This is a genomic window from Ruegeria sp. ABM4_193 (genome assembly GCF_056158705.1).
This window is the reverse complement of record NZ_JBSWTT010000001.1, coordinates 1006808-1029747: the sequence shown is the minus strand read 5'-3', so window position 1 is coordinate 1029747 and position 22940 is coordinate 1006808. Positions and strand designations below refer to the sequence as shown.

Annotated in this window: 24 protein-coding genes; 10 read left to right on the top strand and 14 right to left on the bottom strand. The window is 57.6% G+C overall.

Annotated elements, in window-relative coordinates:
• Positions 1–162: 162 nt before the first annotated feature.
• Positions 163–1962 carry a translation elongation factor 4 gene (gene lepA, locus ACXADZ_RS05160; RefSeq protein WP_475193276.1) on the bottom strand — a complete coding sequence of 600 codons (1800 nt, stop codon included), beginning with the start codon at positions 1960–1962 and terminating at the stop codon, positions 163–165.
• A 118-nt stretch (positions 1963–2080) separates the two neighbouring features.
• Positions 2081–2611 carry a hypothetical protein gene (locus tag ACXADZ_RS05155; RefSeq protein WP_475193272.1) on the bottom strand — a complete coding sequence of 177 codons (531 nt, stop codon included), beginning with the start codon at positions 2609–2611 and terminating at the stop codon, positions 2081–2083.
• Positions 2612–2875: 264 nt separating this feature from the next.
• Here ACXADZ_RS05155 and ACXADZ_RS05150 point away from each other — a divergent pair, with 264 nt between their 5' ends.
• Positions 2876–3184: a hypothetical protein gene (locus ACXADZ_RS05150; protein WP_171647517.1), complete on the top strand. Its 309-nt coding sequence runs from the start codon at positions 2876–2878 to the stop codon at positions 3182–3184.
• 66 nt (positions 3185–3250) lie between these two features.
• The gene (locus ACXADZ_RS05145) at positions 3251–4204 is read left to right on the top strand and encodes a LysR family transcriptional regulator (RefSeq protein ID WP_475193265.1); all 954 of its coding nucleotides are present in this window, start codon (positions 3251–3253) and stop codon (positions 4202–4204) included.
• On the opposite strand, the gene ACXADZ_RS05140 is transcribed toward ACXADZ_RS05145, so the two are convergent.
• Complete coding sequence (locus tag ACXADZ_RS05140; RefSeq protein WP_475193261.1) at positions 4201–4644, bottom strand: low molecular weight protein-tyrosine-phosphatase; 444 nt, start codon at positions 4642–4644, stop codon at positions 4201–4203. The genes ACXADZ_RS05145 and ACXADZ_RS05140 overlap by 4 nt on opposite strands.
• Before the next feature lie 27 nt (positions 4645–4671).
• Here ACXADZ_RS05140 and ACXADZ_RS05135 point away from each other — a divergent pair, with 27 nt between their 5' ends.
• Positions 4672–5370: an NAD-dependent deacylase gene (locus ACXADZ_RS05135; RefSeq protein WP_475193257.1), complete on the top strand. Its 699-nt coding sequence runs from the start codon at positions 4672–4674 to the stop codon at positions 5368–5370.
• A 61-nt stretch (positions 5371–5431) separates the two neighbouring features.
• Complete coding sequence (locus ACXADZ_RS05130; RefSeq protein WP_171647523.1) at positions 5432–6040, top strand: HdeD family acid-resistance protein; 609 nt, start codon at positions 5432–5434, stop codon at positions 6038–6040.
• An 89-nt stretch (positions 6041–6129) separates the two neighbouring features.
• Here ACXADZ_RS05130 and ACXADZ_RS05125 read toward each other — a convergent pair whose 3' ends face one another.
• The 4 genes from ACXADZ_RS05125 to meaB form a co-directional block, all read right to left on the bottom strand.
• A complete protein-coding gene (locus ACXADZ_RS05125) occupies positions 6130–6618 on the bottom strand; it encodes a copper chaperone PCu(A)C (protein ID WP_475193249.1) in 489 nt (162 codons plus the stop codon).
• Between the two features lie 44 nt (positions 6619–6662).
• A complete protein-coding gene (locus tag ACXADZ_RS05120; RefSeq protein ID WP_475193246.1) occupies positions 6663–7013 on the bottom strand; it encodes a hypothetical protein in 351 nt (116 codons plus the stop codon).
• Positions 7014–7418: 405 nt separating this feature from the next.
• Complete coding sequence (gene rpmB, locus ACXADZ_RS05115) at positions 7419–7706, bottom strand: 50S ribosomal protein L28 (RefSeq protein ID WP_171094054.1); 288 nt, start codon at positions 7704–7706, stop codon at positions 7419–7421.
• 185 nt (positions 7707–7891) lie between these two features.
• Positions 7892–8863, bottom strand: coding sequence for a methylmalonyl Co-A mutase-associated GTPase MeaB (gene meaB, locus ACXADZ_RS05110; RefSeq protein ID WP_475193241.1), 972 nt, complete (start codon positions 8861–8863; stop codon positions 7892–7894).
• Positions 8864–9039: 176 nt separating this feature from the next.
• Here meaB and hrpB point away from each other — a divergent pair, with 176 nt between their 5' ends.
• The 3 genes from hrpB to ACXADZ_RS05095 all read left to right on the top strand — a co-directional run bounded on the left by hrpB (position 9040) and on the right by ACXADZ_RS05095 (position 13671).
• Positions 9040–11490, top strand: coding sequence for an ATP-dependent helicase HrpB (gene hrpB / locus ACXADZ_RS05105; RefSeq protein WP_475198487.1), 2451 nt, complete (start codon positions 9040–9042; stop codon positions 11488–11490).
• Positions 11491–11626: 136 nt separating this feature from the next.
• Positions 11627–12103 carry an NUDIX hydrolase gene (locus ACXADZ_RS05100; RefSeq protein WP_475193238.1) on the top strand — a complete coding sequence of 159 codons (477 nt, stop codon included), beginning with the start codon at positions 11627–11629 and terminating at the stop codon, positions 12101–12103.
• Between the two features lie 89 nt (positions 12104–12192).
• Positions 12193–13671, top strand: a complete 1479-nt coding sequence (locus ACXADZ_RS05095) for an inorganic phosphate transporter (RefSeq protein ID WP_475193235.1) — start codon at positions 12193–12195, stop codon at positions 13669–13671.
• 9 nt (positions 13672–13680) lie between these two features.
• Here the strand turns inward: ACXADZ_RS05095 and ACXADZ_RS05090 are convergent, their stop codons facing one another.
• The 3 genes from ACXADZ_RS05090 to ACXADZ_RS05080 all read right to left on the bottom strand — a co-directional run bounded on the left by ACXADZ_RS05090 (position 13681) and on the right by ACXADZ_RS05080 (position 16689).
• Positions 13681–14655, bottom strand: coding sequence for a 2-dehydropantoate 2-reductase (locus ACXADZ_RS05090; protein ID WP_475193232.1), 975 nt, complete (start codon positions 14653–14655; stop codon positions 13681–13683).
• A gap of 77 nt (positions 14656–14732) precedes the next feature.
• Positions 14733–15695, bottom strand: coding sequence for a pirin family protein (locus tag ACXADZ_RS05085; RefSeq protein ID WP_475193230.1), 963 nt, complete (start codon positions 15693–15695; stop codon positions 14733–14735).
• Between the two features lie 121 nt (positions 15696–15816).
• The gene (locus ACXADZ_RS05080; RefSeq protein WP_475193226.1) at positions 15817–16689 is read right to left on the bottom strand and encodes a phytanoyl-CoA dioxygenase family protein; all 873 of its coding nucleotides are present in this window, start codon (positions 16687–16689) and stop codon (positions 15817–15819) included.
• A gap of 171 nt (positions 16690–16860) precedes the next feature.
• On the opposite strand from ACXADZ_RS05080, the gene ACXADZ_RS05075 reads away from it, so the two are divergent.
• Both ACXADZ_RS05075 and ACXADZ_RS05070 read left to right on the top strand, forming a co-directional pair.
• Positions 16861–17349 (top strand): twin-arginine translocation pathway signal, encoded by a 489-nt coding sequence (locus ACXADZ_RS05075; RefSeq protein ID WP_475193222.1) that lies wholly within the window; start codon positions 16861–16863, stop codon positions 17347–17349.
• Between the two features lie 6 nt (positions 17350–17355).
• Positions 17356–17952, top strand: a complete 597-nt coding sequence (locus ACXADZ_RS05070; RefSeq protein ID WP_475198485.1) for a ferric reductase-like transmembrane domain-containing protein — start codon at positions 17356–17358, stop codon at positions 17950–17952.
• Here the strand turns inward: ACXADZ_RS05070 and argF are convergent.
• Together argF and ACXADZ_RS05060 are read right to left on the bottom strand one after the other, a co-directional pair.
• Positions 17949–18875, bottom strand: coding sequence for an ornithine carbamoyltransferase (argF, locus tag ACXADZ_RS05065; RefSeq protein WP_475193219.1), 927 nt, complete (start codon positions 18873–18875; stop codon positions 17949–17951). The two genes, ACXADZ_RS05070 and argF, sit on opposite strands and share 4 nt — an antisense overlap.
• Before the next feature lie 75 nt (positions 18876–18950).
• Positions 18951–20138: an acetylornithine transaminase gene (locus ACXADZ_RS05060; RefSeq protein ID WP_475193217.1), complete on the bottom strand. Its 1188-nt coding sequence runs from the start codon at positions 20136–20138 to the stop codon at positions 18951–18953.
• A gap of 301 nt (positions 20139–20439) precedes the next feature.
• Between ACXADZ_RS05060 and ACXADZ_RS05055 the strand changes: the two genes are divergently transcribed.
• On the top strand, positions 20440–21342 hold the full coding sequence (locus tag ACXADZ_RS05055) for a DMT family transporter (RefSeq protein ID WP_171669239.1): 903 nt from the start codon (positions 20440–20442) through the stop codon (positions 21340–21342).
• Here ACXADZ_RS05055 and ACXADZ_RS05050 read toward each other — a convergent pair.
• Positions 21322–21741, bottom strand: coding sequence for a NusA N-terminal domain-containing protein (locus ACXADZ_RS05050; RefSeq protein ID WP_171094075.1), 420 nt, complete (start codon positions 21739–21741; stop codon positions 21322–21324). The genes ACXADZ_RS05055 and ACXADZ_RS05050 overlap by 21 nt on opposite strands.
• Positions 21738–22847 (bottom strand): Hint domain-containing protein, encoded by a 1110-nt coding sequence (locus tag ACXADZ_RS05045; RefSeq protein WP_475193210.1) that lies wholly within the window; start codon positions 22845–22847, stop codon positions 21738–21740. Before ACXADZ_RS05045 ends, ACXADZ_RS05050 begins: the two co-directional genes overlap by 4 nt.
• Positions 22848–22940 lie beyond the last annotated feature (93 nt).

Sequence of the window (22940 nt, the reverse complement as noted above, 5' to 3'; positions counted from 1 at the left end):
CTAGAAATTTCTAATTCAACACCCGATCGGCAGCGCGAAACGCTTCCGCTCACCGTCACTTAAAATGGACGGCCTTAGCTGTCCAGTTTCTCTCAAACTGCACCGGGTGCCGCACGCGTTTAGCTTTGCCAAACGCTTTCGCGCACTCGCACTTAAAATGAATTAAGAATCCATTTTAAGTGCGCTAATAAACGCCTCCTGCGGGATATCCACCTTCCCGAACTGGCGCATCTTTTTCTTACCCGCCTTCTGCTTGTCCAACAGTTTGCGTTTCCGCGTGGCGTCGCCTCCGTAGCACTTCGCGGTCACGTCCTTGCGCAGGGCCGAGAGGGTCTCGCGGGCGATGACCTTGCCTCCGATGGCAGCCTGAATCGGGATTTTGAACATGTGGCGCGGGATCAGGTCCTTGAGCTTTTCGCACATCGCCCGGCCCCGCATCTCGGCCCGGTCGCGGTGAACCATGGTCGACAGCGCGTCAACCGGTTCGTCATTCACCAGCACCGACATCTTGACCAGGTTATCCTCGGTATAGCCGGTCATCTGGTAGTCGAACGAGGCATAGCCCTTGGTCACCGATTTCAGGCGGTCGTAGAAATCAAAGACAACCTCGTTCAGCGGCAGGTCATAGACGACCATGGCACGGCTGCCCGCATAGGTCAGGTCCAGCTGGATGCCGCGTCGGTCCTGACACAGTTTCAGCACATCGCCCAGATATTCGTCGGGCACAAGGATAGTCGCCTTGATGCGCGGTTCCTCGATATGGTCGACCTTCGACGGGTCGGGCATGTCGGCGGGGTTGTGCAGCTCGATCATCTCGCCGTCTTTCATGTAGACGTGATAGATCACCGACGGCGCGGTGGTGATGAGCTCGATATCATATTCGCGTTCGATGCGGTCGCGGATGACCTCAAGGTGCAGAAGACCGAGGAAGCCGCAGCGGAAGCCAAAGCCCAGCGCGGCTGAGGTTTCCATTTCAAAGCTGAAGCTGGCGTCGTTCAGGGCCAGCTTGTCGATCGCATCCCGCAGGTCTTCAAATTCGGCCGAGTCCACGGGGAAGAGGCCACAGAACACCACCGGCTGCGCGGGTTTGAAGCCGTCCAGCGCGTCTTCGGTCCCGTTGCGGTCATTGGTGATCGTGTCACCGACGCGGGTGTCGCGGACCTGTTTGATGGATGCGGTCAGGAAGCCAATTTCACCAGGGCCCAACGAGTCCACCATCTCCATCTCAGGCCGGAAAACGCCCACGCGGTCGACATGGTGCAGGGTGTTGTTCGACATGAACTTGACCCGCATACCCTTTTTCAACGTGCCGTCCATGATACGGACCAGAACTATCACGCCGAGATACGCGTCGTACCACGAATCCACCAGCATCGCCTTGAGCGGCGCATCCAGATTGCCCTCCGGCGCAGGAAGTTGCTGCACAATGGCTTCCAGCGTTTCGTGAATGCCCTGCCCCGTTTTGGCGCTGACCTGAATGGCATCAGTCGCGTCGATGCCGATCACATCCTCGATCTGTTCGGCCACGCGGTCGCAGTCGGAGGCAGGCAGGTCGATCTTGTTCAGCACCGGTACGATTTCATGATCGGCATCAATGGCCTGATACACGTTGGCTAGCGTCTGCGCTTCGACCCCTTGGGTCGAGTCCACAACCAGCAGCGAGCCTTCGACCGCGCGCATAGACCGGCTGACCTCATAGGCAAAGTCCACGTGGCCGGGGGTGTCGATCAGGTTCAGCACATAGTGCTCGCCGTTGTCGGCGGTATAGTCGATGCGGACCGTGTTGGCCTTGATGGTGATGCCGCGTTCGCGCTCGATATCCATGCTGTCGAGCAGCTGTTCTTTCATGTCGCGGTCCTTGACGGTTCCGGTCTCTTGGATGAGCCGGTCAGCAAGGGTGGATTTGCCATGGTCGATATGCGCGACGATGGAGAAATTGCGGATATGAGCGAGGTCTGTCATGGGTTGGGGATATGTAGAGGAATCGTGGGTTGGTCAAGGTGGATTGAGTGCGCCGACGATACTATACAACGTCCTTCGACTTGTTCACCTCGGCAAGCCGTTTGACAATTGCTTTAGTCTACGATGAATTCCCGCAATCTGAAGCCAGCTTATAGTCCCGCTCGCGATCAAGAACGCCACGCCAATCAGCTTTCAAAATTAGGTCCCTAAGCAAAGGAACATGGCAAGTTCGATCCCGAGCATAGAAGTGGCGCCGGTCAATCACGAGGATTGGGAATGGTGTTTCATCCCCCTCAAACTCCGCCGTCAATACGGTTAGAAAATTGTCTTCATCATTACTTTGAAAGTCGCTTTCGACAAATCCGAGCGCCCTTACGATTTCTTCATCGAGAGCCTCAAAAAAATGGTCGGTAAAAATTACCATAAGGTCAAAATCAGAAAGTTGTTTTGAAGGATAGTTGAAGTCGATCTTCTGATTGAAATCCCCACCGGTTACTTCAGTGGCGAGTTGACCGGAGATGCCTGAAATGAGCACTCTGACAGGTCTATCCAGGTCGTCTGATCGATCTTGAGCAGCGCTTTGCTCTGCCATGCCGAACACAAACATCAAAGTCGCGATTAAGAATAGTCCTGTTGCTTTTAGTTTCATTCAAACTTCCGCGTTCATAAACTTGAGTGTTGGAGCAACCGTATAGCCAATAGTCCAGCAATCAAGCTATGTCGCGATGGGTGCGGGTTACACTCTTTCAGATGAATGCCGGGTTGAAGCCCGCCCTGCGGGCTAGGCGTTTCCGACTCGTGCAATCACTTTTTCGCAACGTATGATTGATCCGTTAACCACTTTGATTCATACTCCCGCGCAGACCGAGAGGGGCACAAGATCCCTCAGTGCAGGCAAAAACGAGGCATGAGCATGAAACAGTTCCTCTTAATCGCATTCTGTGCCGCATCGATGACGGCCATCGCTCCGCAGGTTGAGGCCGCGCAGATCAAGCGCGCCTGCTTGGCGTCGGATCGGGCGGCGGCCACACGGGATCGGTGCAGTTGCATTCAGCGCGTGGCAGATCAGGCACTGACGCGCAGTGACCAGAAGACCGTCTCGAAATGGTTCGAAGACCCCCATCAGGCGCAAGAATTGAAGATGTCGAAGACCGCGCGTGATGATGCGTTGTGGGATCGGTATCAGAACTTTGGCCAGATGGCGCAGGCGATCTGCAGCTAACGCACCGCAAATCCTTGACCTGATGCAAGCTGCGCCCCAGAAAAGGCGCAGCGAAAGGTGTGTGCGATGGTGATGAAAGGGCTGACCCTGCGGGGCCTTGAGGTGTTCGAGGCTTTGGCGCGGACGGGATCGGTAGCGCAGGCTGCCGAGATCACCGGGCTTAGCCAGCCATCCGTTTCTCAGCAATTGCGCAATCTGGAAAAGGCGCTGGGCACCGATCTGGTCGATCACGGACGACGCCCGATGCGACTGACGCAAGCCGGGCGTAGTTTTCTGGAACGGGCCGAGGCTGTTTTGGCCGAGTTGCAGATGGCACAAAGCGAGCTGTCGGTCATGGAACTGGGGCACCTGACCACGCTTTCCATTGGGTTGATCGACGATTTCGACAACGATCTGACCCCACGGTTGGCCACGCTGCTGGCTGACAGCCTGACGCGGTCGAATTTCAAACTGATCACCCTGTCCAGCCTGGATCTGTTCGAGGCACTGGCCGAACAACGGCTTCATATGGCTGTCACCGCCCATAGCGGCGAAGTGTTAGAGGGTGTGGTCGAATATCCTCTGGTGCGCGATCCATTCATTCTGGTGGCCCCGAAGGGATCTGGCGGCGTGGCGGCGGTGCAAGACGGTTTACCATTTCTACGCTATGCCCGCGAGCAACTGATCAGTCGCCAGATCGAAGTGCATATGGCGCGCGAGGCGCAGGAGTTCGAGGAACGGTTTGAAATTGGGTCGCATATGGCGCTGATGGCCATGGTCGCGCGTGGCCTGGGCTGGGCGATCACGACACCGTTGGGTTTCATGCGCGCGGCGCGGTTCCATGATGGCTTAGAGGCCCACCCTGCCCCGTTCGGAGATTTCTCTCGCACGATATCGCTTTTGGCCCGCACCGATTGGTCGGATCAGGTGCCGCAAGAGGTCGCGGGAATGACACGCCGGCTGATGCAAAACCAGATCATCGAACCGGCTCTGAACAAACTGCCCTGGCTGAACGGTCAGTTGAAGGTGATCGGCGGCTAGCGCTCCAGATGAGAGGCCAGTCCGGCCACTGCTGTTTCGATCAGATCCAGCGCACCATCGAAATCCCGCGTATAATAGGGGTCAGGCACATGATCAGACTGGGTTTCATGGGCAAAGTCGGTCAGCAGGCGCACAGGCGTGTTATTGCCTGCAGGGCGCAGATCTTCGATATCCGCCATGTTGTTTGCATCCATGCCGATGATCAGATCGAAACGTTCGAAATCGGCCGCCGTGAACTGACGGGCACGCAGGTCGCTGAGGTCATAGCCCCTGGCTTCGGCGGCGGCCTGCATCGGGCCATAGGGCGGTTTACCCGCGTGCCAACCCATTGTTCCGGCACTGTCGATTGAATGATGCGGCGCGCGAGAGCGAAAGACGCCCTCGGCCGCGGGGGACCGGCAAATGTTGCCGAGGCAGACAAAGAGGATACGGTGTGACATGGCAAAGCTGTAGCGTGTGGAGGGGACATGGAAAAGATCGTCATTCTGACCGGAGCTGGAATTTCCGCCGAAAGCGGGCTCAGCACCTTTCGCGATGAGGGCGGGCTATGGGCGCAGCACCGGATTGAGGATGTGGCCACACCCGAAGGATTTGCCCGCAACCCGGCCTTGGTGCAGGGATTTTACAATGCGCGTCGCACTCAGGCGGCGGGCGTAGAACCGAATGCCGCTCACAAAGCACTGGCACGTCTGCAACGGGACTGGCCCGGAGAAGTGGTGATCGTCACTCAGAACGTCGACAGCCTGCACGAAGCTGGTGGCGCGCGAAATGTCATTCACATGCACGGGACACTGGCAGGTGCGTTGTGTTCGGCCTGTGGGCATCGCTGGATCGCTCCACCTGAGATGGCCGTGGGTGAGCCCTGCCCATCCTGCAACCAGCCAACGGCCCGTCCCGATGTGGTCTGGTTCGGAGAGATGCCGTACCACATGGATGAGATTTACGACCATCTGGCCAGCGCGTCGCTTTTCGCCGCCATCGGCACCTCAGGTCAGGTCTATCCGGCTGCAGCGTTTGTGCACGAGGCACAAGCCGCGGGCGCACAAACCCTAGAGATTAATCTGGAGCCGACGCTTGGGGCCTCGGGATTTGACACATATATCCTCGGCAAAGCGTCAGAAACTGTGCCGCACTGGGTTGAGCAATTGCTGGCGCGACCCTCATAAGGTGCAGACACCGCTTGATTTATTTGCTTAGATTGCATCCGAAACAACCGGAGGATCAGCCATGACCGACCAAGAACCCAAAACCGGCGAAATCCTTGAGGATGGCAGCATGGCCCAACGCGACCTGCTGGGCGCGCAATTGTCCAATCTCTGGTGGACCTTCTTGCTGCGCGGCGTTCTTGCGGGAATTGTGGGCATCGCTGCGCTGTTCTGGCCGTCTGGCAGCATCGCCATGCTGTTGCAACTGGTCGGTGTACTGTTGATTTTAGATGGCGGCCTGACACTTTTGGGGATCGGACGTCGCGGGGTGTTGGGAGGCGCTGCAATCGGCGCACTTCTGATCGGTTTGATCCTGTTGATTTGGCCCGAAGGCACGGTCAAGCTTGCCTTTTTCCTTTTGGGCGCATGGGCATTGATTATCGGAATCGGTTCACTGGCAGCGGCTCAACAGATGCATGAGCGGGACCCACAGCGTGGCTCCATGCGAGTCTCGGGCTTTGTGGCTTTGGTTATCGGGTTGGTTCTTATGATCTGGCCAGCAGTAGCGCTGGTGGCGTTGGGCTGGGGTATCGCCTTCTCAGCGCTTGCAATTTCTGCCGTCATGTTCTGGCTGGCCTCCCGGTTCCGCAAAGCGGGTGACCGGGTCGGATTGAAGACCGTCAATAAGTAGAGCGGCCATTGACCAAAAAGCGTTTCAGGCCGGGCAGTGCCCGGCCTGACGTTATTCAAAGGTCGTCGGACTGTCCGAAGACTCGCGCTTTAATCTGAATGCGATCCGTGATCGTGTGACCCGTGTCCGCCTTTGTCCTGACGTTCAAGGTCGACGGGGATCTCGATCTCAACCTCACCAGCATTCTCGAAAATCAGTGTCACCGGGACCGTAGCATCTTGCTCAAACGGTGCAGTTAGACCCATGAACATAACATGGTCACCACCGCGTTTCAGCATGTGAGTTTCGCCCGCTGGAATCACAAAGCCTTCTTCGACATGCACCATCTTGGCCACACCGTTGTCATCAACCTTGTGCGTGTGCAGCTCAACGCGCGCCGCAGCATCTGACGCTACGCCAATCAGGCGGTCGTCCGTGTCACTCTGGTTCTGGATCATCATGAACGCGGCCCCAGCCTTGGCGGTTTTACCCGAGGATCTGGCATAAGCGTCATCCACAGAAATGGTGCCGTCAGCCAATACAGGAACGGCCAGGGTCATCGCGGCCAGGGTTGCGAGCAGATTTGATTTGAAAGACATCGCGTCTCTCCTTGTTGTTTGATTTCTCGAAAAAAGATGGAGTTTCAAACAACAACTGGCGGTGCACGGGCCGGGGTATGGGGAACTGGCAACGCAATCTGATTACCGACATCCCGTAACGGCGCGGGCTGCGACAGTTCCGGCGGTGCGGGCATCGGGGGATAGGCCGCAGCAATCGCACCCATAAGGGACAACGCGTAATCCGGGCAATAATGCGGTGGCGCTGTGGGCTGACCACTTTCGTCCATATAGACAACAACCGGGCCAGTACCGGTGCACAGCACCATCTGACCCACAGCAGTGTCCATACCACGTGACATGGCAACGCCCTGCCCGGTCAGCACCAGCAGCAGGGAAACGACGAAAGGTAGGATTCTGGTAGTCTTAGGTCTCATCCTGACCTTGGTATAGGTCAGCGCCCGAAGGCGCTTCAAGCGCAAAAGGGTCGCGCTTGAAGCAGGTCTTAGTAGTCCAGTCCGGTCCGTTTCACCTGGCTTGCGGTGAAGCTGGTATGGGTCCGGTTCACCCTGCGCTGCATCTGTGAACAGGCTGCAATTGCCTTACGAAACACAGCGGCCAGAAACAAAAAAATGTAGAAACTTTTTAACGACATTATAGGGCCCCCGCCTGATGAATGCCCTGACGTTAGGTTAGATTCGAATCTCTGTATGTGAAGAAATTCACCAATCGAGAAAAATAATTTCGAAATTGGGAACAATGCCAGCCACTCATCGGAGGCCGCGACAAAAAAAGCCCCGCACTTAAAGGTGCAGGGCTTCGAATTTCATAAGGAAAAAGGCTTAGGCCGATGCTTGCGCCTTTGCGATTTCCTTTTTCACTTTCAGTGCGTTTGCCGACAGCTCTTCGTCCTTGGCTTTGGCCAAGAACGCGTCCAGACCACCGCGGTGGTCGACCGAGCGCAGGGCAGCTGCCGAGATGCGCAGCTTGACGCCACGGCCCAGAGTCTCAGACTGCAGGGTGACGTCGTTCAGGTTCGGCAGGAAACGACGTTTGGTTTTGTTGTTGGCGTGGCTGACATTGTTGCCAGTCATCGGGCCTTTTCCGGTCAGTTCGCAACGGCGCGACATGGTTTCTTCCTTTGTTTCTGGAGGCCGGGCTTCAGACCCTTGGCCAAATCACAAGGGGCGCAACCCGAAGTCGCGCCCGAAAACTGGTTGGATGCGTGTAGTGGGAATCGCCGGGAGGGTCAAGACAGGCCGCGCGAAATCTTTCATTTAGCTCGGCCATCACGATCCTTGCCCGCGCCCAACCATCAGGTCAGCGTGCTGAGCAGTTCTTCCGCCGCTTTGGCCGGGTTCAAATGGCCCGCTGAGACTTCGGCGTTCAAACGCTCCATCTCGGCCCTGGCTTGCGGCGTGTCAAGACGCGCAAGCAGAGCATGGCGAACCTCTTGATCAAACCAGTAGCGCGCCTGTGCGGAACGGTTTGCGTCCCATATGCCATTGTCACGACGCCATTGGGTCAAGGATTGGATTTCGTTCCATGCCTGCTCCAGGCCCTGCTCTTCAACCGCTGAAACAGTCATGGCCTTGGGAAAGCCTTCCGGGTCTTGTGGACGCTTGCGCAGCAGCCGCAATGCGCCTGCATAGTCAGCGCAGGTACGCGTGGCGGTCGCCTTTAAGTCACCATCGGCTTTATTGATCAGAATGATGTCGGCCATTTCCATGATGCCGCGCTTCACACCCTGCAATTCGTCTCCGCCCGCAGGGGCCAACAACAGCAGGAACAGATCCGACAGCTCGGACACAACCGTTTCCGACTGCCCGACCCCCACGGTTTCGATCAGCACCACATCATATCCCGCAGCCTCGCACAGGGCGATGGCCTCACGGGTGCGGCGTGCAACGCCACCGAGGTGGCTTTGACTGGGAGAAGGACGGATAAAGGCGTTTTTTTCGCGGCTCAGGCGCTCCATCCGGGTCTTGTCTCCCAGAATTGAGCCACCCGAACGGGCCGAGCTTGGATCAACCGCCAATACCGCCACGCGCAGCCCCTGCCCTGTCAGCATCATGCCAAAGCTTTCGATGAAAGTGGATTTACCCACACCGGGTGTCCCCGACAGACCGATCCGCAACGCCTGACGTCCAGATCCCGCCAGTTGGGCCAAAAGATCGCTGGCCTGTGCCCGGTGATCAGCACGGTTACTTTCGACCAGAGTAATCGCACGCGCCAGCGCTCGACGCTCACCGTTCAAAATCCTGTCGCTTAAACTGTCTGTCTGCATTCTTGTCCCGATCCATGAGGCAGGAATAGTTGCCGTGGTCAGGGGGCGTTTGTCCAGACCAGAGAACGCGGGAAATGCGTTCCATGCAAAACCTGCGTCATTTCGTTCTGGGAAAGGTGCCGATGGGCGTGCGGGAACTAGACGCCATCGGAACGATGGCGGATAAGGTCCGCATGATAACAAGCCTGCCCATAGACGACGCCGTTCCCGACCTGCTGAATGCCCTAGGCACACACGGGCGAGCGGTTTTGCAAGCGCCACCAGGCGCAGGCAAGACTACGCGGGTGCCATTGGCGATGCTCGAGGCGGGCCTGTGCGACGGCAAGATCGTGTTGCTGGAGCCCCGCCGCCTGGCGGCACGGGCGGCAGCCGAGCGGATGGCCGAAACTCTGGGCGAACGCGCGGGGCAAACCGTGGGTTACCGCGTGCGCGGCGACACGAAAGTGTCTAAAGACACGCGGATTGAGGTCGTTACCGAAGGCATCCTGACCCGGATGCTGCAATCCGACCCTGATCTGCCCGGCATTGGCGCGGTGATTTTTGACGAGTTCCACGAACGCTCTCTGAACGCCGATCTGGGGCTGGCGCTGTGTCTTGAGGTGGCGGGTGCCCTGCGGGATGATCTGATCCTGCTGGCCATGTCCGCCACATTGGACGCAGAACCCGTTGGCCGGTTGATGGACGCCCCGCTGATCACGTCCGAAGGGCGCAGCTTTCCGGTCGAGACCCGCTGGCTGGATCACCCCCTGGGGCCTCAGGCTCGGCGTCTGGATGCACTGGTTGAACTGGTGGTACAGGCCGAGCGTGAAACGCGCACAACAGGGGATGGCCTTTTGGTTTTTCTGCCCGGCGAGGGCGAGATCCGTCGGGCTGAAGGCGCGTTGAAGTCCCGGCTGCCCGAAGCCTGCGCCGTGCATCCGCTGTTCGGAGCAATGCCGTTTGCCGCCCAGCGCGCGGCGATTGTCCCGGCCAAGACCGGGCGCAAAGTGGTGCTGGCGACGTCGATTGCCGAAACGTCGCTGACCATCCCCGATATCCGGGTGGTCGTGGATATGGGCCAAGCACGGCGGGCGCGGTTTGATCCGGGCTTGGGCATGTCGCGGCTGGTCACAGACCGCGTGACACGTGCCGAAGCGACGCAACGCGCAGGCCGCGCGGGCCGTGTGGCCGAAGGCGTTTGTTATCGGCTCTGGTCAAAAGGTGAGGAAGGCGCGCTGGCCGCCTACCCGCCAGCCGAGATTGAGGCAGCCGATTTGACCGGGTTGGCGTTAGAGCTGGCCCTTTGGGGCGCGGATGCCAGCGACCTGGCTTTTCTGACCCCACCGCCCGACGGAACCATGTCCGAGGCGCGGGCTTTGCTAAGAATGCTGGGCGCGTTGGACAGCAACGGCCGGATCACGGATCATGGTCGAGCTTTGGCGGCGCTGCCTCTGCACCCCCGTTTAGGTCACATGTTAGAGCGCGCAGGCGCGCAGGCCGCACCACTGGCAGCGTTGATGGCCGAGCGCGACCCTCTGCGCGGTGCCCCGGTCGATATCGCGCTGCGGCAAGAGGCGCTGCGGGATGCGCGGGCATTTCAACGCAACCGCGTCTGGCAGGTGAATATGGGCGCCCTAGACCGGATAAAGGCCGAGGCCAAACGGTTGCGGGCGCAATCCACAGACGGATCCGAGCCGCAAAGCACGGCTGCCATGGCCGCCCTCGCCTATCCTGATCGCATAGGACAAAGGCGCAAGGGGGAAGCACCACGCTATGTGTTGTCGGGCGGCAAGGGCGTTGTTCTGGACAACGGCGACACGCTGGCAGGCGCGCCTTACTTGGTTGTGACCGATACGGATGGCAACCCGCGCGAAGCAAAGGTGCGACTGGCCACGCAGATTTCGGAACAAGAGATCCGGGATTTGTTCTCGGACCAAATCGCATGGACAGACAGCTGTACATGGTCGAAACGCGAGCGCCGGGTTGTGTCCCGACGACAAGAACGGTTCGGATCGATCACACTGGATGATCGTATCTGGAAGGATGTCCCGGATGATGTGGTCGCCAGGACAATGTTGGACGGGGTACGTGATCTGGGCTTACGATTGGATGGGGCTGCCGCCCGCCTGGCGGCTCGGGTCGAACTGGTTCGCGCGGACGGGGTCGACTTGCCCGATTTCTCGGTCGAGGGTCTGATGGCCAGTTTGGAGGGCTGGCTCCTGCCGATGCTCTCAGGTGTCAAAAGTGCAGAAGATTGGAAGCGGTTCGATCTATTGCCCGCCTTGCGCGCCAGATTGGATTGGTCCCAAACGCAAGAGCTGGACCGGCGCGCGCCGGGGTCGTTTGAAACACCGCTGGGGCGCAAGGTGCCGATTGATTACAGTGCTGCGGTCCCAGAAATCTCGGTCCGGTTGCAGGAGTTGTTTGGCGTGTCCCGTCATCCGGTTGTCGGGGGCACGCCGCTGAAAATCACCCTTCTGTCCCCTGCGCAGCGCCCAATCCAGATCACACGCGATCTGCCTGGATTTTGGGCTGGCTCTTACGCGGACGTCCGTAAGGACATGAGGGCGCAATACCCCAAACATCCCTGGCCCGAGGACCCAACCCAAGCCGACCCCACGCTAAGAGCCAAACGCAGGCGCGATTAGACTCGCCCCAAAAGCTCAAAACACACAGTACTTCCGCAATCCGCCCCTAAAACCGCTCGCGAACTGAGAATTCCTGAAGATTTAATTGAAATTCAACATTTCCACTGTTACGTCCCTTCAATTCCGATGACAGCATATGGGTAAACCGCTTCTAATGGGCTCAAAACTGCGAAATCTATGGGAAGAGGTCGGCAGACCTCTGATCCTGCGCCCTCGGCGGGTGCAGTTCGCGGCCCTATGCACCCGAAAGAAGAAAGGCCAGGACGAAGTTCTGTTGATCACAAGCCGTGACACAGGTCGCTGGATCATTCCAAAGGGTTGGCCCATCGACGGTCTGGACGGGGCTGAAACAGCGCTGCAGGAAGCCTGGGAAGAGGCCGGAGTGCGCGCGGAAACCGTTGATAAGACGCCGGTAGGTCACTTTATCTATGACAAAATCCTCAAGGACGGGTCTGCACAGCCGGTGCTGACCAATGTCTACCGGATTGCTGTCAGCAAGCTGGTCGAAGATTTCCCCGAAGCTCATCAGCGAACACGCAAATGGTTTTCCCCGGCTGAGGCGGCTTCGCACGTGCAGGAACCTGAGTTGCGGGCGTTGTTGCGCAAAATGTAACGTTTACACAACAATTTCATGACACGTGGCTTGCTCTTGCAATAGCGAACCGTTAGCTGCGGGCGGTCTTTGAAAAACTGATCAAGCCCATGTCTGATACAAACCCAAAACCACGCTGGCAGGCGCTAGATACCGATCTGCATCGCATTTCTCGCGTTGAAAACGCCAGCATACACGTGTCGCGCCCCATGCTGGCACCCGGCATCGCGTTGGCGTTCATGGTCGTTGCAGGACTGGTGGCAGCCGTTCTGTTTGGCCAAGCAGAGGGCAGCTATATCGTGGTGGCTGCTGCCGCTTTCGGGGCCTATATGGCGATCAATATCGGCGCCAATGATGTGGCCAACAACATGGGCCCGGCAGTTGGTGCAAACGCGCTGACCATGGGCGGGGCCATTGTGATTGCCGCCATTGCCGAAAGCGCGGGCGCGTTGCTGGCAGGTGGCGATGTGGTCTCGACCATCTCGAAGGGCATTATCGACCCTACTTCGGTTCAGAACAGCAATGTGTTCATCTGGGCCATGATGGCGGCTCTGATTTCTTCAGCCATGTGGGTCAATCTGGCGACCTGGGTCGGTGCGCCGGTATCGACCACGCACTCGGTTGTCGGCGGGGTTATGGGGGCCGGAGTCGCAGCTGCGGGGCTGAGCGCAGTCAGCTGGGGCACGATGAGCGCGATTGCAGCCAGTTGGGTGATCTCGCCCGTGCTGGGCGGTGTGATTGCCGCGTGTTTTCTGGCGCTCATCAAGGCCAAGATCCAGTATCAGGACGACAAGATTGCAGCTGCCCGAAAATGGGTGCCTATTCTTGTGGCGATGATGGCAGGGGCTTTTGCAACCTACCTCGCGGTCAAAGGTCTGAAACGCATCGTGAAAATCGAACTTGAGATGGCTCTTGTGATCGGCTTCGGCGCGGGTCTGCTGGCCTGGTCCGCCGCCGTACCTTGGGTGCGGCGCAAGTCCGAAGGTCTTGAAAACCGGACACGATCGCTGAAAACCCTCTTTGGCCTGCCTCTGATCATTTCGGCCACGTTCCTGAGTTTCGCCCATGGTGCCAATGACGTGGCCAACGCGGTCGGTCCTTTGGCTGCGATTGTGCACGCGGCGGAATTCGGAGATTTCGCTTCAAAAGTTACAATCCCGCTTTGGGTGATGATCATCGGCGCGTTTGGCATTTCGTTCGGCCTGTTCCTGTTCGGCCCCAAGCTCATCCGTATGGTCGGCAGCCAGATCACAAAGCTGAACCCCATGCGAGCCTTCTGCGTTGCCCTTTCGGCAGCGATTACCGTGATCGTAGCCAGCTGGCTTGGCCTTCCGGTCAGCTCAACACATATTGCAGTGGGTGCGGTCTTTGGCGTCGGCTTTTACCGTGAATGGCACTCTGAACGGCGGCGCAAGCAAGTCAGTTTTCAACGTGCAGCGACCCAAAGTCTGGCCCCAGAGGAGTACCGTCGTCGCAAGCTGGTACGACGCTCACACTTCATGACCATTGTGGCGGCATGGGTGATCACCGTACCTGCTGCTGCAACCATGTCGGCCGTTATCTATTGGATGTTGACTGCCTTCGTGTAACCGGAGTGGTTACAGCCTGATCTGATCCGGCGTCAACGGATGATCGGGCGCGTGTTTGATCAAGTCAGACACTTGCGTGCAAATGGGTGTCGGCACGCCGGTTTCTCGACCCAGTCGTATGATATGGCCTTGCAAGCTGTCGATTTCCGTTTGCCGTTCAGCCATCAAATCGTAGGCCATCGAGGTTCGGGCGCTGGGATCAATGGTCAGCATCCTGGCCGCAATGCGGGTGAATAAGGGCGTCGGCAGCCGCAGGATATGCGGGGTCATCCAGGCGGGAAGCGGCGTGGTAGAGGCCACAGGGTGCCCCGCTGCTTTTAGAACCGAAAGCGCTTCTGCCATCTGATCTGCAACGAGGATGCGCCAGTCGCGGTTTGTCAGTTGATCCACAATCGTAAGGCCTGACAACGCATTCAGCGCGTTGTTCAGGTTGATCAGCAATTTGCCCCATTGCACAGCTTCGATCTGATCACTCGTCAAAACTGGCAGATCCGGGCTGCTGAGGTGGGACGCCAGATCGCCCGGACCGCTTTCAATAATAATCTCGCCCGACGTCGCCCGGTGATAGGTGGCAGGGCCATTTGGAACGACGTTGAAAGGCACCATTCCGGCGCGCACATCACGCCCGGGCAGGGCTGCGCGCAAGGTCGCTGCGTTTTCGATCCCGTTCTGCCAGGACAGAACCGGCACGTCCGGCAAAGCCTCGGTGCTGATCTGGTCGGCGATATCCGCCGTGGCCCCCGATTTGACCGTAACGATGATCAGTTCCGCATGCCCCAGACAGGTTGGATCTTGGCTGAGAGCCAACGACCCTGCTGGTGCGGTATAATCGAGCCCGTCAAAATCCGTGACCGTCAACCCGTTTTCGCGGATCGGATCCAGCACATGCGCACGGCCCAGTAAGGTGACGGAATGGCCCGCTCGGGCCAACAGAGCTCCGCAATAGCAGCCAATACTGCCCGCGCCCGCAATGACAAGTTTCATAATACCCCCTCAGAAATACCTGAAAGGATCACCGCAAACCGCTGGTTACACAACCCCGCCTCGACGGGGATGGCCGGTTATCGCGCTAGACGTGGTTTGGTTCGCTCAAGTTCCTTAGAAATCGGGATAAATTCCTGATCGTCGCCGGGCGGAAGATGAAAGGCACCATTGGCCCAATCGGCGTTTTTCCACTCACGCGTTGCAGTTTCGATCTTTTCTTTCGAAGAGGATACGAAGTTCCACCAGATATATCGGTCTTCGTTCAGTGTCGCACCGCCCAGCAGCATCAGCCGCGCCCCCAAAGGACCCGCCTTGACCGACAGTTTGTCTCCGGGGCGGAACACCATCATGCGGCCTTCGTCAAACGTGTCGCCCGCGATCTCGACTGAACCCTGCGTCACATAGACACCGCGATCCTCGTGATCGTCTGGCAGCGGGAAGGACGCGCCGGGCTCAAGCTGTACATCCAGATAGAACGTCTCAGACAGCATGGTGACCGGGCTGGACTCACCATAGGCTGAGCCCAGGATTAGCCGCGCGCTGACACCCGCATCCTGAATGTGCGGCAGCGCGCCTTGTTTGTGGTGCTCAAAATCAGGGGCCATATCCTCATGCGCTTCGGGCAAGGCGATCCAGGTCTGGATGCCAAAAAGGCTGTGTTTCTTGCCCCGTGTCTCATCGCTGGTGCGTTCGGAATGGGTCACGCCGCGCCCTGCTACCATCCAGTTAACCTCACCCGGATAGATCATCTGGTGGGTGCCAAGGCTGTCGCGGTGCTCAAACTCGCCCTGATAGAGGTACGTGACAGTGCCCAACCCGATATGCGGGTGGGGCCGTACGTCTATGCCACCTTCGGTGATGAATTCAGCTGGACCCATTTGATCGAAGAAGATGAACGGGCCTACCAATTGCCGTTGGACCGAAGGCAAAGCGCGGCGCACCTCGAAACCTCCCAGATCTCGGGCGCGCGGAATAATCAACGTATCCAGCGCCGGATTTTCCGAGACGCAATCTGGATTGTGGGTCGGGTTCCAGCTCATTCCTTTTCTCCCTAAATCTCAGATGGCCGGGCTGGCACATCGTTCGCTGATAACAGAGATAACCCTAACCACGTCCTGATAAAGTGCATCTTCGCACATACCAGGTGCGAAACGAGCGCTCTTATCGTGGCCAGAGCTGAGGGAAGAATGCGCCGTCGATCCGATCCCCTTCGCCATAACCCACGGCCTCGAACTGCGTACGCTCGTCTTTGGCCCAGTCGCCGCGGTATCGGATGACGCCATCCGGAGCAGTCATGCGGAGGGTAAAACGGCGAACCGTTTCCGATGGGGTCGTTGCCGATAGCCCGCCATGCAAGGTTCGCATATCGAAAAAGATGCAGTCCCCAAGCTCCAGATCCCATTGCAACAGGTCATACGCATCAGGGTCCGCATTCACGTCAGGTGGCGGGTGATAGGTTTGCCCGGCAACCTCAGTCGGCTCATAACTCGGATGCCCATCAGCAAAGCGCACCCGCATGAACAGCTTGTTCCACAGGTGCGAACCTTTGACGAATGCGATGCCGTTTTCCTTCGTCACCGGCTCCAGCGGCAACCACAGCACGCACATAGTGCCCTCAAAATCGAAATACGACAGATCCTGATGAAACGGCGGGCGGGATGTTGATCCGGCTTCACGAAGGAACCAGTTGTCCATAACAAGGTTGATGGACGGTGCGCCCAGCAACCCGGCGGCAAGTGACGCGCAAGGTGAGTTGTGAACGAAATCGGTGAATTGGGGGATCTTGTTCCAGGCCCAGTAATCCTCGAAATAGCCGGGGGCGTTTGGGTCTTTGGTGTGGCGCGTGAAATTGTCGGTCGGATTTTCAAGGTCGGCGTCGATGCCTTCACGCAACAACGACAGCCAGTCGCGCGAGAATTTGGACCTCAGAACAACTGCACCGTCGTGTCGGAATGCAGCTATATCCTCGGCTGAGACCTGATCCGCTTGTGTCATGGCACGACCTTTCGTTTCAAACACAATGTCCGTAAGCATCGCACCTTGTAAAACGAAACGTCAAAAAGATTCGGTGCCGCCACCCCTGTCCGCCTCACAGAACCGTGAGAGTAAGATTTTGTGATCCGGTGTGCCTCGGAATCCACCGGAACCATGCTATCTTGAGTATCGATATCGGACCGTAAGGGGTCGCGGATTGGAGGTTTCTCAATGGCTGACGCGTTGCTCTCCCGTCGTTCACTGATCACCCAAGGTGCCGCTGTTGTGGCAACTGGGGCCTCGGGGCTTTTGTTACCGGCACGTGCGAGCGGGCTTGCACCAACGCCTTCGATGCGGGGCGGATCGAACAATTACCGTCCCGGAGCACCTATTGTGAACCGGATCGGTGGCGGTGGGTTCTGGATGACCGGCACGGTGCGGCGTGCAGGCGACGGAGCTCCCCTGCCCGGCCAACGCATTCAGATCTGGGCGCACACGACCGAGGGGCACGAACGCGATCCGCACAGCCATGGCGCGACGTTGACGGATGCGAAGGGTGAGTTTCGGCTGGAGATGCCGCAAATCGTGCCCGCCTTCGGTCAACCTCACGGGCATTTGGCCTATGACAGCGGGGAGTTCGAGACCGTTTTCCTGCGCCCTGTGATGTCGAGCGCAAGGGATAAGACACTGGCCGCGCATTTTGTATTGCAGCCTCTCTGAGTGGTGCTGAGGCGCAGCCTGATCTGGGTGCTGTTAAGTGCCGCACTTGCTATCCCGATCACCGCAGCGGCCTATAGCCCTTATCTGGCGTGGCGTGATCCGATCTACATTCTCGCCGGATTTGCGGGCATTATCGGAATATGTCTTTTGCTGCTGCAACCGCTGCTGGCCGGGCGATGGTTGCCTGGACTTTCCCCTGTATCCAGCCGCCATTGGCACAGGCGGTGTGGATTGGCCCTGATCGTGGCCATATTGATCCATGTGGGAGGTCTATGGATCACCAGCCCGCCAGACGTAGTCGACGCCTTGCTTTTTGTTTCAGCCACCCCGTTTTCGAATTGGGGTGTCATCGCGTTGTGGACAGCTTTTGCAGCGGCTCTTTTGGGTGTCATGCGCCAACGTTTGAACCTGCGGTTTCGCCTTTGGCGACTTAGCCATACCGGTCTGGCAATGGTGACGATTATCGGCAGCGTTGTTCACGCGATGCTGATCGAGGGAACAATGGAAATCATGACCAAGACCACGTTATGCGTTCTGGTTCTCTTGGCGAGCGCACGGACGCTCGCCAAGCTAAAGGTTTGGGATATCCGCCGACGAGCCTAAACGCCGAGGCACCAGCGCATGACCGCTTTTTGCGCGTGAAGACGATTTTCTGCTTCATCGAAAATGACGGAGTTCGGGCCGTCCATCACCTCGGACGTAGCTTCTTCTTCACGGTGCGCGGGCAGGCAGTGCATGAACAACGCATCCGGTTTGGCGTGGGACATAAGTTCCGTGTTGACCTGATAGGGGCGCAGCAGGTTGTGGCGACGTTCTTTGGCCGATTGGGAATCATGCATGGAAACCCAGGTGTCTGCGACCACAAGATCAGCCCTTTCAACGGCTTTGAACGGGTCGCGTTCCACCACGATTTGCGAGCCCTTCTGGCGGGCAAAACCCATGAATTCTTCTTCGGGATCAAATTGCGCCGGACCTGTGAACGTCAGATCGAACCCGAACTGGCCCGCCGCGTGCAGGAACGAGGCGCAGACGTTATTCCCATCTCCGGTCCAGACCACTTTTTTACCTGCGATGGGGCCGCGATGTTCTTCGAACGTCAGCACGTCGGCCATGATCTGGCAGGGATGCGTGCGGTCGGTCAGGCCATTGATCACCGGCACGTCCGAGTATTCTGCCATCTCGGTCAGGATCGTTTCATCAAAGGTCCTGATCATGATCATGTCGACATAACGGGACAGCACGCGGGCTGTGTCGGCAATCGTCTCGCCATGGCCCAGTTGCATGTCCTTGCCCGAAAGCACCATGGTCTGCCCACCCATCTGGCGCACGCCAACGTCAAAGGATACGCGCGTCCGGGTCGAAGGCTTTTCAAAGATCAACGCGACCATCCGGTCTTTCAGAGGTTGTTCCTGATCAAGTGCTGCCTTGGGTCGACCCAGACGCGCCTGTTTCATTGCGCCTGCCTGATCAATCATGGCCCTCAGGTCGCTTGCATCGGTTTTATGGATGTCGAGGAAATGGTTCATTTTACTTCGCTTTTTGGCTGATGACGGGTGGGGGCCAGCCCCCAAACCCCCGGAGTATTTGGGAAAAGATGAAGCTTAGGCCGTCGCAAGCTGGGTTTCGATTTGTTTCGCGGCCTTGTCGAGGCGGATCATGGCCTGTGCGATGTCATCCTCGGTCAATGTCAGTGGTGGCAAGAGGCGGATTACGTTGTCCGCGGCGGGGACGGTGATGACCTCGTGGTCATACCCCGCATTCACGACATCGATGTTGGGTGCCGTGCACTTGAGACCAAGCATCAAGCCAGAGCCGCGAACCTCTTCGAATACATCAGGGTGGTCGGCAATCAGACCTTCGAGTTTTTGACGTAGAAGGCCGGCCTTGCGGTTTACACCTTCGAGGAAAGCTGGCGTTGCGACCTGATCGATCACAGCGCAGCCCACAGCGCAGCCCAACGGGTTGCCGCCATAGGTCGAGCCATGGGTGCCAGCCGTCATGCCCGAGGCGGCATCTTCGGTTGCCAGCACCGCGCCAAGAGGGAAACCGCCGCCAATGCCTTTGGCGACCATCATGATATCGGGAGTGATCCCGGCCCATTCATGCGCAAAGAGCTTGCCGGTACGGCCAACACCACATTGGACCTCATCAAGGATCAACAGTAGACCGTTGTCGTCGCAAATTTGACGCAGAGCTTTGAGTTCAGCATCAGGCACCGGGCGGATGCCGCCTTCGCCCTGAACCGGCTCGATCAGGATCGCTGCGGTTTTATCGGTTATAGCGTTGGTGACGCCGTCAAGATCGCCGAAGGCAAGATGAACGAAGCCGGGCAGCAACGGGCCGAAGCCTTTGGTCATCTTTTCAGAACCAGCGGCGGCAATACCAGCCGAGGACCGACCATGAAATGAGCCGTCAAAGGTTATGATCTCGACCCGCTCGGGCTGACCTTTCTCATAGAAAAACTTACGTGCCATTTTCACGGCCAACTCGCAAGATTCAGTGCCCGAGTTCGTAAAGAACACCGTATCGGCAAAGGTGTGTTCCACAAGTCTGTCGGCCAGCGCCTGCTGCTGTGGGATGTTGTACAAGTTCGAGACATGCCAAACGGCATGCGCCTGTTCGGTCAGTGCGGCCACCAGTGCTGGATGCGCGTGGCCCAGCGCATTCACTGCGATCCCCGCCCCGAGGTCCAAGAAACGTCGGCCATCCGCCTCGGTCAGCCAGGCGCCTTCGCCCTTCACAAATGTCAGGGGCGCACGGTTATAGGTCGGCAGAACGGACGGGATCATCGGATCATCCTTTTCGAATAGCTTGAGCCCTGTGAGTGATACACGAGAGCCTTGGTCGTCAACAGATTTGGTGGGGTTTGCGCAGATTTTGAACGCGCAATAGATCAAACGGGCCGGTTACGCGGTCAGGCGTCGGCGTCGGAGTCGCAGGATATGTGCGGCTTTGATCATGGTGGCTCGTATAACGAGGCTGGTTCGATCTGGAAACCCTTTATTTGCGATGCTTCGAAAATTCGCTCGGAAGTAATAACGGCGAGATTTCCTACTTGTCATTCGCGTCCGCGTGTCGCACCGCTGGGGCATGACACCCGCACGCCAGAATCCAGCCCTCGCGGCCTTGTTGATCTTTGCCGCCAGCGCTCTTCTGGCTGGCACGACCTTGCTGGCCAAGGCGCTTGGCACGGATACGCTGGGCCCGCCGCTGCATCCGATGCAGATCAGCCATGGTCGATTTTTGTTTGCGTTTCTTGTGATTGTCTCAGCCGTTGCTGTAATGCGCCCGACCCTTAGACGCCCGCATTGGAGGCTGCATATCGGGCGTACCAGTTTTGGGTGGTTGGGTATCACACTGATGTTTGCTTCGGTCGCTTACATTCCGATGGCAGATGCTACTGCGATTTCATTCCTAAACCCGGTTTTTGCCATGGTTCTGGCGATCCCGCTATTGAAAGAAGGGGTTGGGCCCTGGCGCTGGCTGGCGGCGGCCGTTGCCCTTATCGGCGCATTGATTCTGTTGCGCCCGACCCCGGCCAGTTTTCAACCTGCGGCTTTGCTGGCTTTGACCGCAGCCGCGGTCATTGGAATGGAGTTAATTTTCATCAAAAAGCTGTCTGGCCGCGAAATTCCGATTCAGATCTTATTGGTGAACAACTCCATGGGATTGGCAATCGCCACTGTTGCAGTGATTGCAGTGTGGCAGACGCCAACTTCGGCGCAATGGGCAGCGTTGGCTGGAATCGGCGTTTTGATGGCCTGCGCGCAAGCCTGTTTCGTCAATGGCATGGCGCGGGCGGATGCTTCTTTTGTAGCACCGATCAGCTACGCGACACTGATCTTTGCTGCGTTTTACGATTTCGTCGTGTTCGATGTGATCCCGGATCGGACAAGCCTGATCGGGTCCGCCATTATTCTGGCGGGAGGATTGATTTTGGTCTGGCGTGAAGCGCGAGTGGTTAAACACCCTTCAGCGCACATTGATCGATAAGTTCCGAATCTGTGTCTCGCCTGACCGTAACCACTCTGAAATCCTGTGCGGATGAATGGGGGGCACGGGATTTACGACATAGTGCCCAAGTTCGGCATCCGACTGCGTGTTTCTAATATCGGTGAGCGCGACTTCACGGTACTCATTCAACATAACGTCGACGACTTTAAGAACCTGAGCCAATTCAATTGTCCCCTCTTTCTTGACCTTGGCCCAGAATTCGTACTCGGCCCCATACTCCGCCTCGGCAGCGCGAACATAGGCCGCTTCGATTTCCCGCAATGCGGTTTCCCGCGGGATCTGCTGCGCTCGGGTCAGGACGTTTGCCAGGACAAGCAAGTTTCGCTCGCCTTTCAGATTTATCTCCTCAGGAAGGTCCAGAAATATTTCACCTGTCATGCAGAAACTTCCACCACAGGCTTTTTGTTCTGGCTCAGGCGTTGGCACAATCGGTTGATGTGTTTTCCGTGGGCATGAAACGGTCGCGCGGGTGTGGGATTGGTAGTTTCATCGAGAAGGTCGGGAAACAGACATTCCAGTTCTTCGATTGCTTCGGCGCTCAGCATTTTCATTGCTTGGGGGCCGATGTAGAGAGATTCGGCATAGGCACCATCCGCGACCACAATTGAGTGGTCTTCGAGTGCAAAATGGAAATACTCAACCTCTTCACAGGTTTCGACTCTCTCAATCCCCTGCAACCCGGTAAGTTTCTTGGCGGGAACAAGTATTTCAGCCTCTCCCAGAACCCGTTGCGCCACTTTTGAGCGCACCAACAAACGGTGCTGAGGGGAAACCGTCAGATCGGTTGCTGGCATGCCCAGACCAAGTGCACCTTTCCGAATGCGTATCGGCCGCATTTTGGGATTGGCGATCAAGTCCAAACGGTTGAGTTTCTTGGACCCGATCCAACGGATAGCCTGCGGTTCACCGTCCAGAGTTGAAACCAAGTCGCCCGCTGAAAGGTCATCGATGTCCACTTCACCATCCGGTGTCTTAATCCTGGTGCCAGATGTGAAACAAACCATCAACGAGACATTATCGAGGATCGTCCCGAGACTGTTGTTTGGACCCTGCTCGGTGAAGCGAAGCGTATACGTCCCTTCGGCACCGAAATTGAAGTTCAGGGAAACGTTCGTGAAACTTCCCACAGTGGTCGGCGTCACGACTTGCGTAAAAATCACGGTGTTGCTGGAATCCACAACCTCAACAAGAACCGGATCTGCATGCACCCCGCCCGTGTTTCGGGCACCGATGTCGAAACTCAGCGTGGCACCTCGGTTGTCACCGGTCACCACAAAACTCTGCTGAACAACCGAAGTCGGGCCGGCGTTGCCGTCAAGCTCAAGGACAAGATCTGACGGATCTCCACCGCTAAAAAAGAGTGATTCCTGACCAATCTCAATTTCGTTGCCGAACCACGCACCATAGGTGCTGAAGATCTGAAACGGACCCGTGATGCCGGGTGATTGAAAATCCCCACCGACAATAAGTTCTGTAAGAGCCATAAGAAAATCGCCTGTCGTTCTTCGGTAACCAAGTACCCTACTCGGCCCTTGCCGCCAACATAACAGTCGGAAAACGCATCAACTTTACGTTAC

Coding starts and splice junctions, on each gene's coding strand:
- ACXADZ_RS05140 (WP_475193261.1), bottom strand. CDS start 4,644: ATGTCACACCGTATCCTCTTTGTCTGCCTCGGCAACATTTGCCGGTCC.
- ACXADZ_RS05135 (WP_475193257.1), top strand. CDS start 4,672: ATGGAAAAGATCGTCATTCTGACCGGAGCTGGAATTTCCGCCGAAAGC.
- ACXADZ_RS05100 (WP_475193238.1), top strand. CDS start 11,627: ATGGGTAAACCGCTTCTAATGGGCTCAAAACTGCGAAATCTATGGGAA.
- meaB (WP_475193241.1), bottom strand. CDS start 8,863: ATGCAGACAGACAGTTTAAGCGACAGGATTTTGAACGGTGAGCGTCGA.
- rpmB (WP_171094054.1), bottom strand. CDS start 7,706: ATGTCGCGCCGTTGCGAACTGACCGGAAAAGGCCCGATGACTGGCAAC.
- ACXADZ_RS05145 (WP_475193265.1), top strand. CDS start 3,251: ATGGTGATGAAAGGGCTGACCCTGCGGGGCCTTGAGGTGTTCGAGGCT.
- ACXADZ_RS05125 (WP_475193249.1), bottom strand. CDS start 6,618: ATGTCTTTCAAATCAAATCTGCTCGCAACCCTGGCCGCGATGACCCTG.
- ACXADZ_RS05090 (WP_475193232.1), bottom strand. CDS start 14,655: ATGAAACTTGTCATTGCGGGCGCGGGCAGTATTGGCTGCTATTGCGGA.
- ACXADZ_RS05060 (WP_475193217.1), bottom strand. CDS start 20,138: ATGATCCCGTCCGTTCTGCCGACCTATAACCGTGCGCCCCTGACATTT.
- ACXADZ_RS05095 (WP_475193235.1), top strand. CDS start 12,193: ATGTCTGATACAAACCCAAAACCACGCTGGCAGGCGCTAGATACCGAT.
- ACXADZ_RS05120 (WP_475193246.1), bottom strand. CDS start 7,013: ATGAGACCTAAGACTACCAGAATCCTACCTTTCGTCGTTTCCCTGCTG.
- argF (WP_475193219.1), bottom strand. CDS start 18,875: ATGAACCATTTCCTCGACATCCATAAAACCGATGCAAGCGACCTGAGG.
- ACXADZ_RS05130 (WP_171647523.1), top strand. CDS start 5,432: ATGACCGACCAAGAACCCAAAACCGGCGAAATCCTTGAGGATGGCAGC.
- ACXADZ_RS05045 (WP_475193210.1), bottom strand. CDS start 22,847: ATGGCTCTTACAGAACTTATTGTCGGTGGGGATTTTCAATCACCCGGC.
- ACXADZ_RS05150 (WP_171647517.1), top strand. CDS start 2,876: ATGAAACAGTTCCTCTTAATCGCATTCTGTGCCGCATCGATGACGGCC.
- lepA (WP_475193276.1), bottom strand. CDS start 1,962: ATGACAGACCTCGCTCATATCCGCAATTTCTCCATCGTCGCGCATATC.
- ACXADZ_RS05050 (WP_171094075.1), bottom strand. CDS start 21,741: ATGACAGGTGAAATATTTCTGGACCTTCCTGAGGAGATAAATCTGAAA.
- ACXADZ_RS05080 (WP_475193226.1), bottom strand. CDS start 16,689: ATGCTTACGGACATTGTGTTTGAAACGAAAGGTCGTGCCATGACACAA.
- ACXADZ_RS05055 (WP_171669239.1), top strand. CDS start 20,440: ATGACACCCGCACGCCAGAATCCAGCCCTCGCGGCCTTGTTGATCTTT.
- ACXADZ_RS05155 (WP_475193272.1), bottom strand. CDS start 2,611: ATGAAACTAAAAGCAACAGGACTATTCTTAATCGCGACTTTGATGTTT.
- ACXADZ_RS05075 (WP_475193222.1), top strand. CDS start 16,861: ATGGCTGACGCGTTGCTCTCCCGTCGTTCACTGATCACCCAAGGTGCC.
- ACXADZ_RS05085 (WP_475193230.1), bottom strand. CDS start 15,695: ATGAGCTGGAACCCGACCCACAATCCAGATTGCGTCTCGGAAAATCCG.